This window comes from Microcystis sp. M_QC_C_20170808_M9Col, from assembly GCF_007095495.1.
Taxonomy (GTDB): Bacteria; Cyanobacteriota; Cyanobacteriia; order Cyanobacteriales; family Microcystaceae; genus Microcystis; species Microcystis aeruginosa.
Genome location: NZ_SFBZ01000086.1, coordinates 1 through 8137, shown reverse-complemented (window position 1 = coordinate 8137; position 8137 = coordinate 1). Strand labels below are relative to the sequence as shown.

The 8137-nt window shown below is 41.7% G+C and carries 9 protein-coding genes; 5 read left to right on the top strand and 4 right to left on the bottom strand.

Annotated features, from left to right (window positions below; translation table 11 throughout):
* Positions 1–184 precede the first annotated feature (184 nt).
* From EWV68_RS05555 to EWV68_RS05535, 5 genes are all read left to right on the top strand, one after another.
* On the top strand, positions 185–1174 hold the full coding sequence (locus EWV68_RS05555; protein ID WP_287169112.1) for a CAP domain-containing protein: 990 nt from the start codon (positions 185–187) through the stop codon (positions 1172–1174).
* 470 nt (positions 1175–1644) lie between these two features.
* Entirely contained in the window at positions 1645–2274 is a 630-nt protein-coding gene (locus tag EWV68_RS05550) for a ribonuclease D (RefSeq protein WP_061430160.1), read from the top strand.
* A 367-nt stretch (positions 2275–2641) separates the two neighbouring features.
* Positions 2642–3292 (top strand): DUF3318 domain-containing protein, encoded by a 651-nt coding sequence (locus tag EWV68_RS05545; RefSeq protein ID WP_002756971.1) that lies wholly within the window; start codon positions 2642–2644, stop codon positions 3290–3292.
* A 114-nt stretch (positions 3293–3406) separates the two neighbouring features.
* Positions 3407–4402, top strand: a complete 996-nt coding sequence (locus tag EWV68_RS05540; RefSeq protein ID WP_190719505.1) for an anti-sigma factor antagonist — start codon at positions 3407–3409, stop codon at positions 4400–4402.
* Complete coding sequence (locus tag EWV68_RS05535) at positions 4389–4841, top strand: ATP-binding protein (protein ID WP_002756968.1); 453 nt, start codon at positions 4389–4391, stop codon at positions 4839–4841. The genes EWV68_RS05540 and EWV68_RS05535 overlap by 14 nt, the downstream gene beginning before the upstream one ends.
* A 6-nt stretch (positions 4842–4847) precedes the next feature.
* Here the strand turns inward: EWV68_RS05535 and EWV68_RS05530 are convergent, their stop codons facing one another.
* The 4 genes from EWV68_RS05530 to petN form a co-directional block, all read right to left on the bottom strand.
* Positions 4848–6293 (bottom strand): serine/threonine-protein kinase, encoded by a 1446-nt coding sequence (locus EWV68_RS05530; RefSeq protein ID WP_287169114.1) that lies wholly within the window; start codon positions 6291–6293, stop codon positions 4848–4850.
* Between the two features lie 74 nt (positions 6294–6367).
* Positions 6368–7621: an exonuclease subunit SbcD gene (gene sbcD, locus EWV68_RS05525; RefSeq protein WP_287169110.1), complete on the bottom strand. Its 1254-nt coding sequence runs from the start codon at positions 7619–7621 to the stop codon at positions 6368–6370.
* A 42-nt stretch (positions 7622–7663) separates the two neighbouring features.
* The gene (locus EWV68_RS05520; RefSeq protein WP_002736416.1) at positions 7664–7807 is read right to left on the bottom strand and encodes a hypothetical protein; all 144 of its coding nucleotides are present in this window, start codon (positions 7805–7807) and stop codon (positions 7664–7666) included.
* Between the two features lie 16 nt (positions 7808–7823).
* Positions 7824–7913: a cytochrome b6-f complex subunit PetN gene (gene petN / locus EWV68_RS05515; protein WP_012265708.1), complete on the bottom strand. Its 90-nt coding sequence runs from the start codon at positions 7911–7913 to the stop codon at positions 7824–7826.
* Positions 7914–8137: the final 224 nt, after the last annotated feature.

Here is an 8137-nt window from a genome sequence, read left to right as displayed (position 1 = left end):
TCTTGTTTTAATTCTCCATGTACGCAGTCTTTAAAAGCCTCGATTTCGTTCCAAGACACGATTAAGAGTGGCTTTTAGGCTAAGTATAATTACTTATCGCGTAAGTGAGATGCTCCCGTAAATGCGCTAGTATTTAACAGTAAATCCAACCTAGAACGGCGGGGTTTCAGACCCAATTTTTTTGATGAAAAGTTTTTTTAAGAAACCTTATCGGTTAGGAATTTTGATGCTTGTATCGACAAGTTTAATCGCCTGTAGTGCCTTAAACTATAGCTCTTTTACGGAACTCGTGCCATCTTTCTCTCCCGCTCCTTCTCCCTCTCCTTTAGATGCGGCAACTTTACTTATTTTAGAGAATAAAATCTATCAACAGGTCAATCGCTATCGTCAATCTCGTAATTTATCTCCCCTACTGTTAAATCGAGCAATTTCGCAACAGGCAAGATTACATAGCCAACGTATGGCCTCGGGTTTAGTTCCTTTTAGTCATCAAGATTTTGACAAAAGAGCGCAAACTATTGGTGTTTCGGTTCCCTATGAAGCGGTGGGGGAAAATGTGGCAGTTAATCAAGGTTATGATGACCCGGTAATGATTGCTGTGGATGGCTGGATTAAAAGTCAAGGTCATCGGGAAAATATGGAGGGAGATTTTGATAGTACCGGGATTGGAGTAGCGACGGATAATCAAGGGAAATTGTACTTTACTCAAATATTTCTAAAACGTCAATCCGCTCCTGTTTCTACTAATTCCCTTAGCTACGATCCTATCCAGAATCAATCTTTTTTAATTACCCTCGAAGAAAACACTAATTATCAAGTTAATCGCTACCGAATTTCTCAAAATTTACCGCCCCTACGTCTCGATGCTCGTATTAGTCATGAAGCTCGCTTATTTAGTCAAAAAATGGCCCATAAACAGGCTCCTTTTAGTCATGATGGTTTTGAGGGAAGAGTCAAGGCAGTACAAAGGAAAATTCCTTTAGAAAAAATGGGCGAAAATTTGGCTTTTATGAAGGGATATCCTGACCCCGTTAGCGTTGCCGTCAAGGGTTGGATTAATAGCCCCGGCCATCAAAAAAATATGGTTGGTGATTATAATCTCACCGGTATCGGTATCGCTAAAAATAATGCTGGTGAATATTATTTTACACAACTTTTTGTTAAAAAACGTTGACAAAATGACCCTGATGATATTTAAATTTAATTATCAGTTTTTAACTATCAGCCTTTTCAGTTATCAGTTATCAGTGATCAGATTTGAGTTTTCAGCGGACAGTCTTAAGTAAGGAGTATTAAATGGCATTAACAGTGCTGTCTTTTTACTGTTTACTGATCACTGTTTACTGTTTACTGATCACTGTTTACCAGCAATTCTAAATTTGCCCTGTAGCAAGGCTTTTGGGAGTTAGTTCGCATAATACGGGGTAAAATTCAATGGGATGGCGAATTTCATTTCACAAGTCTTCAGGCTTTTGACGTGATAGTACACCCAAAGTTGCGCCAAAAATCCCCCTTTAAAATGTTCTTTAAATCCCTAAAAGGCTTGCTGTGTCTAAAACTGAGAATTGCTGACTGTTTACTGATAACTGTTTACTGATAACTGATAACTGATAACTGAAAAAAGCTCTCCTATCTTCTAACTATATGAACTTAGACAATTTTCAAGTGTGCGATCGAGATTTAAGCGATGACCTATTATCCCGTTATCTGGGGGTTAATTCGATCGCTGTAGATACAGAAACTATGGGATTAATACCGGGGCGCGATCGACTGTGTTTAATTCAACTCTGTGATCCCAGTGGTTTTGTCACTGCCATTCGGGTTTTTAGGGGGCAAACAGAGGCTCCTAATCTCAAAAAGGTCATGGAAGATGAGCGGATAGAAAAAGTCTTTCATTTCGCCCGTTTTGATGTGGCTCAATTATCCCATACTTTCGGCATTGCCACTAAACCGATTTTCTGTACCAAAATCGCCAGTAAACTGGCTCGGACTTATACCAGCAGTCACGGTTTAAAAAGTCTCGTGCAGGAATTGGAAGGCATAGAATTAGACAAAACCGCTCAGAGTTCTGATTGGGGAAATGCCGCTAATCTCACCCCACAACAACTGAGTTATGCTGCTAACGATGTGCGCTATTTACTGTCAGTGCGAGATAAATTGATGGTGATGATGCAAAGGGAAGAAAGATGGGAATTAGCCCAAAAATGCTTTAGTTGTATCCCCATCTTCACCGCTTTAGATTTACAGCAATACAAAGATATATTTGAGCATTAGCCAGCACAAGTTACAGTCTATTTAATAAGTAAATAGAAGAGAGATTTTGTCTTTGATCCCCCCTTAATCCCCCCTTGATAAGGGGGGTGCTGATCCGCCCTTAATCCCCCTTAATAAGGGGGGTATCTGACAATTTTTAACACCCACCTACTTAGTATGATTGACTCCCAATCGAACTTTAAAAACCCAGTTATGGATGGTTTCTTCCCACTTCCCCACTCCCCCACTCCCCACTCCCCCACTTCCATCACTGTTTACTGATCACTGAAAATGCTCTCTAGGGCCAAAAGCTGCCAAGATCACAAAAAAGACCGCTATGATCGAAAATAGAAATCATCGTCATTGGTAGAGAATAGGTAAAAAATCTATGACATCTTATGCGGCCTCCTCTGCACGAGCCGAAATGAGCGAACTTCGGCGCCTAAAAACCCTACTACCTCCAGAATTACAAAGTTGGGTAACGGTAGAAGGTTCCACAGAGGTTAACCCCCCCCTGATCCGTTGTGAAGAAATTGGCAGAGATGAGGTAGAAATTCAGATAGATTTAGCCAAATGGGAAAATTTAGCCATTGATCAGCGTAATCTGCTCTTTTGGCATGAAGTCGCCAGGATTCAAAATGATAGTATTCCCCGGGAAGGCTGGGAAATGGCCGCCCTCGCTATTGGCTTAGGTGGTGCAGTGGGGGAATTATGGGTACAGGACGGGTTATTATTGCTTTTGGCTATGGGATTATGTGGGATTTCCGGTTATCGTCTCTGGCGCAAAAATAATGGCGATAAAATTCTCAAAGAAGCGATCGAAGCCGATGAAAAAGCGATCGCCTTGGCCACCCGTTTCGGTTATTCTCTCCCCAACGCCTACAAGAGCCTAGGCAGTGCCTTTAAAACCCTAATTGAACAAACGCCCAACCGTCGTCTGCGTAAGCGTTATGAGACCCGTTTAGATGCCCTGAGAAAGAGTGCAGCCAAAGCGAAAGCCCAAACCCAAGGCCGTCCGCCCCTAGGTGAGATTCGTTAGCCGATGATCACAGGTAATCTCTGACATTACCCATTGGTATTTGGGGAAAAGTGTAGTAAACATTTAAGTGGGTCATCAGGCCTTGTTCATCTATCAAACCATCTCTTTGTGTCGATGACTTCCCAAATTCCTGAAACACGTTTTCTGATCATTCCGATGGAGTATCCGGTTTTGCGGATGCCGGATCGCTTGACTGTCTTGGAAGCAGTACAGTTCAAGGATCTGTTTCACCATCTCATCGCCCAAACACCCACTCCCGAAAAAGTCATTCTTGATCTAAATGCCACTCAATTTATGGATAGTAGTGGTGTGGGTGCTTTAGTCCATAATCTCAAAGCGGCCAGGGCAGAAAATATCGAGTTAGTGCTGGCTAACGTCCATCCCCCAGTGATGGGGGTTTTATCGATTACGGGACTAGATCAATTATTCACTTTCCAAACCTCCCCCCTAGCAGCCCAAGAAAAGAGCTTTACTGCCAATGAAAACCATCTACCGGAAACCCATCCCTCGATTCGCAGTTGGTTAAAGCGCGGTCTTGACATTGTTGGTGGGATCGTGGGTTTATTAATCACGGGGGTTATTTTTGTCCCCATTGCTATCGCTATTAAGTTAGACAGTCCGGGTCCAATTTTTTTCAGTCAAACCCGCTGCGGTTGGTTGGGAAAGGAATTTAAAATTCTTAAGTTTCGTTCCATGTGTGTGGATGCAGAAGCACTCAAGGATAAAATCCCTAATCAAGCGGAGGGAGCTTTTTTTAAAAATAAAAATGATCCCCGGATTACCCGGGTAGGAAAATTTTTACGTCGCACGAGTTTAGACGAATTGCCCCAGTTTTGGAATGTGATCACCGGTGAAATGAGTCTTGTTGGCACTCGTCCTCCCACCCCCGATGAGGTGGAACGCTACGATGTTCCCCAATGGCAACGTTTAGATGTAAAACCCGGTATGACGGGAGAATGGCAGGTGAATGGTCGCTCTCGGGTGAGTAATTTTGAAGAGGTAATTCAACTAGATTTGCGCTATCAAGAAAATTGGAGTTTAGGCTACGATCTACAACTGATTTTTAAAACAATTTTGATTCTCTTTCAAAAAAACAGTGGTGCCTTCTGAAGTCTTAAATTCCCCTTCTTCCCCCCTCCAATTCTATCTACAAGTCCGGACGGAATTGGCAGCTTTAATCCCAGTCCTACAATGGTTTGAATCTCACGGCAGTTCCTTTCTACCTGACTCGGTGCTTTGGCAGTGTAAGGTGGCTTTAGCAGAAGGATTTACTAATGCTGTCCGTTACGCTCACCAACATTTACCACCGACTACACCGATCGATCTAGAATTAACTTTACAGTCCCATTCTCTAGAAATAAGAATATGGGATCACGGTCAACCTTTTGATCTGCAAGCCAAACTCGATTCTCTACAACAACATCCTCTCGCACCTTTGGAAATGGAAAGCGATCGAGGATTAATTTTTATGCGTTCTCTTACTGATACTTTACAATATATCCGCACTGGCGAAGGGAGAAATTGTTTAATTCTCCAGAAAAGTTTTTAAGTCAATTTATCCCCTGCTAGAAACTCCGTCCATGGCACAGGTTTCCAGACGAGAAAAAAGAATTATCCCACCCCCCACACCCCACACAAGGGTGGGGAGATGTCCCCAGGGTGCTTTGAGAGAGAAAGTAATTTGATCGTAGTATAACCACTTGTTATTAACTCGCCAACCGACTTTTGTTCCAAAAGCGTTCCATTTTTGTTGATCATAATTGCTGCTTCCTCCCAAACTTTCATAGATTCTTTTCTGAACAGATATACCGAATTTTCCCTGACTATATTGTAACCAGAGTTGATTGATAGTGGCTAAATCTTCACAGGGAAAGTTATCTATGTCTTCTATCTTAAGATATTTTTCTTTAGTTCGATCGGCAACTTTTAAGAAGAGATTAGCCGTTTCTTGATCTGCCTCTTGCCATTTTTCTTGCGCTAAGAAATCCCGTAGGTTAGTGTAATCAATTTCCTTGGCACTTTTGAGGTTAATTTCCTCCCTGGTGGCGGCTGGAAAAACTGGCAAAACCGTTTCTTGAATTGTATTCTGTGATCGGGGTTTTGGCGGAATCACGAAGGCTAATTTGACTGCTAACTCTTGCAGGACTTCCCCGGCTGATTGATAACGTTTTTTGGTGCCAAATTCAATTAATTTATCTACAATTTTACCTAATTCAACACTAACAGGATTATTAATCAGGTGCTGTCTCCATACCCATTCATGTTCACTCACATCGAATAATTCAAAGGGAGATATTCCCGTTAATAAATAGATACAAGTGACTCCCAAACTATATAAATCACTGCTATTAATCGCTTTGCCATTGCTTTGTTCTGGAGCGATATATCCCGGCGAACCGATCACTGTTCCTGTCAGGGAAAGGTTAGCAATGGTCATAAATTTAGAGGCACCAAAATCCACTAAAATTATTTTATTATCGCTGCGTCTCCTAATTATATTAGCTGGTTTAATATCCCGATGAATGACTCTTTTAGCATGGATAAAATCAAGAATTGGCAAAATTTCCAATAAAAGATGTTTGATCTTTTCCTCATTGAAAACTCCCTCGCTTTGTAATTCTTGTTCTAGATTTTCTCCCTCAATATATTCTTGAACAAGATATTGTCGCCGATCATTGCTGGTAAAATAGGCATAGAGGGAGGGAATTTGTGGGTGTTGACCGAGATTATCTAAACTAATCGCTTCTTCTTTAAATAATTCCGCCGCTTTCTTGAGAGCATTGCTACCTTGAGCGCTAGGAAAAAATTGTTTAATCACACAATAAGGTTTAGAAGGTTTATCCTCATCAATTGCTTGAAAAGTTTTACCGAAACCTCCTTGACCAATTAATTTTATAGCACGATAACGATCTTTTAGTAATAATTGAAAGCGACATTTTTGACAGAATTTATCTGTAGGATCATTGTTATATAGACAATCGGGATTAAGACATAAACTCATGGCTAGTTCAAAGAGGGATAGGGAAGATGTTTCAGTTATCAGTTTACTGATAACTGATAACTGATAACTGATAACTAAATCGAGGTTTCTTCCTCTAGCCAAATTTCTGGCTGTTGATTTAATAAAAGCTGGGCTGCCTCTAACATATCATCGACAATATCGCGCAAATCTGTCTTATTATCGATATAAGCTTTTAACGCCTCCATCGGATCTAATTGATTACCCACCCCTAATTCCGGTAAACGGGGACGGGTTAATTGACTAATTAACTCGGCCCGAATACTATAACTATGGGCAGTTTTTAACGCTTCGTCAAGCTGATTGGTGTTGATTAGTTCTAATTGTTCACTGCGAATTTTATAAACTAAGCGGATAACTGCTTCCTGAATATCGTGTTTTTTGAGAGCTTTCAGCAATTCTTTTTGGGGGTTTTCTGCCTCGGAAACATCCACTTCGATGGAACGGAAAGGACGCACGGGTAAAGGACAAAATTCCCATTTAACCTCTCCTTTAGCCACTTCTATTAAAACATAGCCCTTATCTTCTTTTTCCTCGCTAAAATCCACTCGATCGATGCTACCCGGATAGACAATAGGCGGATCATTGCTAGGATTAAGATTTTGATGTTTGTGAACATGACCGAGGGCAACATACTCGAATTGTGGACGATTTAGCAGCGATAAAGGTACGGTAAAACCTTTACCAACCGCTAAAAATCTTTCTGCTCCTAAACTAGCTCGATCGGCCATTAAATGGGCTAATAAAACTGTTGGTACACTTGTATCTAATTGGCGAATTTCTCCTTCTAAAACCGGTTCCAAACGGTTAATTAACAATTCATTTACCCCACTCAAGGATAAACCCTCGGTTTCGGGACGGGTTAAGAGAGTGGCGCGGGTTAACCAAGGTAAAGTAATTACTTGGATATCGCCGTTGCGGGTGGTGATGCGATGGGTGGTCAGGCGATCGCCAACAATAAACCCCGGCACCGCTAGGGTACGATAGATGGAGAGACTGACACCGCCATTACCCTGAGAATGTTGATCGTGATTACCCACTAATAACACCGTTGGGATATTAGCATCGGCAAGACGACGGAATTGACTGGCAAAAGCTTCGTGAACAAAAGGAGGAGGAGTGGCATCGGGAAAGGCATCTCCCCCAAAAAGCACTAGATCCACAGGGGTGGCAATAGCCCGATCGATACAGAGGCTTAAACTGCCCATAAAATCCTCTAAACGCGTGTTTAATCCCGTTTTTGGATTTAAACGTCCATGGGAAAAACCGCTCCCCATGTGAATATCCGATAAGTGCAGTATTTTAATCATAGTAAAGGAAAAACAGGCGTAATTAAGTACACCTGTTCAGGATTATTTTCCTAATTTTTTATCGCCATCTTGACGACGGCGATCGCGCCATTCTGTAGTCGTCAGGTAGAGAATGCCACCACTGACGATAACGAGGAGAATTAAGGCGACTAGAAAGAGAGTGTTGAGAATCAAGGATGTTTCCATGGTATCTATAGATTACCTAGAAACCGTTACGACCCCAAACCACCATGGCGATCGACCAAGTGAACAGGGCGAGAATGCTAACCCAACCAAGTGTCAAAATATCCATAATTGCCTTTGTTAAACGAATTACTTAGGAGTTGACACTCTCCGCCCTAAAAGTGCGGAGATTCTTGGGCTGAATCTTGCCGCTACTAGCAAAGCTAATTTTGGTCTTACAGTTTCATGTCTAGTCCGACTACACCTACAAGGTAAGCACTCTTAAAGACTACTCCCCAAGCGTAAATTTCTGTGTGTCCCACAGTATTTAATTGTTTTTCGCTCTTACCATGT